This is a genomic window from Coprobacter sp. (genome assembly GCF_982436375.1).
Genome location: NZ_CEWDCG010000299.1, coordinates 1 through 2,530, shown reverse-complemented (window position 1 = coordinate 2,530; position 2,530 = coordinate 1). Strand labels below are relative to the sequence as shown.

Here is a 2,530-nt window from a genome sequence, read left to right as displayed (position 1 = left end):
CATATCTGTTTTGATAACCTGAAATGAATCCACTATGAATAATGTAGGTTAGCATCTATTTTGGAAGGTCATGAACCGATTGCTCGTGTGAGAATCCAAGGCACTACTGCTTGGGGTATAAGAAAACATACTGCCGGAGCGATAACCGGTGATCTTAGCGGGAAACATGATCTTTATATCGTATATAACATTAAAAATGACGCTTCAGCCGGAGCTAATGTGTTCAACATCTATTTCGATAAAGAAGATATTACGGGAGTACAAAAGACCTCTGCTGATGTAGAGGGCGTTAAAGTGTATGCTTCAAACAGGCAGATTGTGGTAAATACTGTAAATCCGGTGAAAGTCTCAGTTTATACTTTGAGTGGTGTGGCTATGTCTGAAATCGTAGCATCGGCGGGTGTGAACGCATACGATGCAGCTTCAGGGTTCTATATCGTGAAAATAACGGATGAAAATGGAAATCTTGCAACTTATAAAGTCCTTGTAAAATAGGGTTTATAGGGATTTATTTGGTTTTGGAACTGTTTGATTGTTAATTGTTAGACAGTTCTAAAACTATTAATAGGCAAGTATAAAAGATGAAAGTTATATCCTTAGAACTTGAGTTTATAATTAATAATTCAATTTTTTTGTTATGAAAAAGAGAAATACATTTTTAGCAGGATTGCTGACTTTGATGTTTTCAGCTTCTGCGGTAGCTCAGGATTTGGTAATTCCGACCAATTCGGAAAGTGGTGTCGAAATTATGAAAGACGGAAAATTCGACCCGGTTACGATGAATATCGGGAATTGCAGTGAGAGTACCCAAGTTTATTTGGGTGAAGTGGATTTCGGAGAAAACGGTGATAAATATGCTGCTGCCGGTATTGTTTTTGCAAACGGATGGTATGTGGACGGTTGGGCAATATTGCATGCCGGTCAGGATTATGAAAGTTCGCTTCCGTTTACTCAAATTACGATTGATGAAACCGGAGGTTACCAGACTGTTTATACATTTGCCGATTCGATGGCTTATCTTAAAGGTCCGAACCATGACGGTGTGTTCGAAGGGGCTCAAACGCAATATTACAAACCCACCGGAAAACAGAAAGTATATCTTACGTTTATCGGGGGATCGGGTAATATTTGGGCTGTAAATTTTTATGAAAATCCGATACCGGCAGATCGCTTTATTCAGGAAGGAGAGCATGACTATTTGTATGGTCTGGCTTTACGTACTCCGAATATGATACCCGGTTATGAGGAGGTATCTACCCGGCTTTTGGCTACGGAGTCGGTCCCTATGGTCCCAACAGGTGAAGAAGCCGGTGCAGAATCTCCTTTTTTCGATACTAAACTCGACGGAGATTCTTGGGGATGGACAAATGACGGGTTTATTGCCGATTATGGAACTGTAGATTTTGGCAATGGCGATTATGATCAAGTTATTGCTTATGTGAAGCGAGATAAAGATATTAATATCAATCTTTATGTAGAAATTTATTTAGATGAAATCTCTGAAGATAATTTGCTATCCAAAATTTGGACAGGTCTCCAAATGAAAAATACCACTCCGCTTGCCGCTAATATTAAGTCAGTCACAGGGGAACATAAGATTATTGCGAAATGGGTAGGCGGAGGCTTTAACTTGCAGAATATCGAATTTTCGAAAGGAAACCTTTGGACGGAATCGCTTAAGTGCGGAATAACGGTAGTCGATGAGTTGCCTTCGGATGATGCTTTTCATTGTACATTTGTAGGATGCCTTGAAGGTCAAGCTAATCCATGGTATTATGAAGTCCTTGCTAAAGGGCAATATGAAAGTGCCGGTAATATCGGTTATACTAAAAACGGTACGGTTATCAATTTCTTTGATGAATCTGGAGACGGTATAGACTTCGGCAATGGCGAATATAAGAGTATTGTCGTAAATCACGCTTCTGAAAGTAGTTGGTTAGGTCCTATCGATGAAGCTAATTTTGCATTTTATATCGATCTTGATCCCGATTTTACTATTATGAAAGAGACTTGGGATACCGATTTGGCGTCTATATTGGAAGGTCATGAACCGATCGCTCGCGTAAGAATACAAGGTACCGGGAGTTGGGGTATCAAGAAGCATACTGCCGGAGAAATGTTGAGAGAGGTGACCGGAAAACATCAGTTGTATATGGTTTATAACATCTTGAACAGTAGTACTGCAGGAGCCAATGTATTCGATATTTATTTGGATAAGAAAGAACTTTCAGGAGTATCGCAGAGTACCGCAGATGTAGAGGGTGTCGAAGTATATGCTTCGAATGGAAAGATTATGGTAAATACTGTAGATCCGGTGAAAGTAACGGTTTATACTTTGAGTGGATCGGCTATGTCCGAAACCGTAGCATCTTCAGGAGCAAATACATACGATGCAGCTTCAGGGTTCTATATCGTGAAAGTAACGGATAAAAACGGTGCTGTAGGGACATATAAGGTGCTTGTAAAATAGTTGTATATTGTATTACGATTAGTCGTTAAGTTGATTTGCCCGAGATAAATGGTTGTCGCT

The 2,530-nt window shown here is 39.8% G+C and carries 2 protein-coding genes; both read left to right on the top strand.

Annotated elements, in window-relative coordinates:
- The first annotated feature begins 60 nt into the window (after window positions 1–60).
- Window positions 61–495, top strand: coding sequence for a T9SS type A sorting domain-containing protein (locus AC1WHX_RS11855; protein ID WP_481229445.1), 435 nt, complete (start codon window positions 61–63; stop codon window positions 493–495).
- A 142-nt stretch (window positions 496–637) separates the two neighbouring features.
- On the top strand, window positions 638–2,470 hold the full coding sequence (locus AC1WHX_RS11850; RefSeq protein ID WP_481229443.1) for a T9SS type A sorting domain-containing protein: 1,833 nt from the start codon (window positions 638–640) through the stop codon (window positions 2,468–2,470).
- Window positions 2,471–2,530 lie beyond the last annotated feature (60 nt).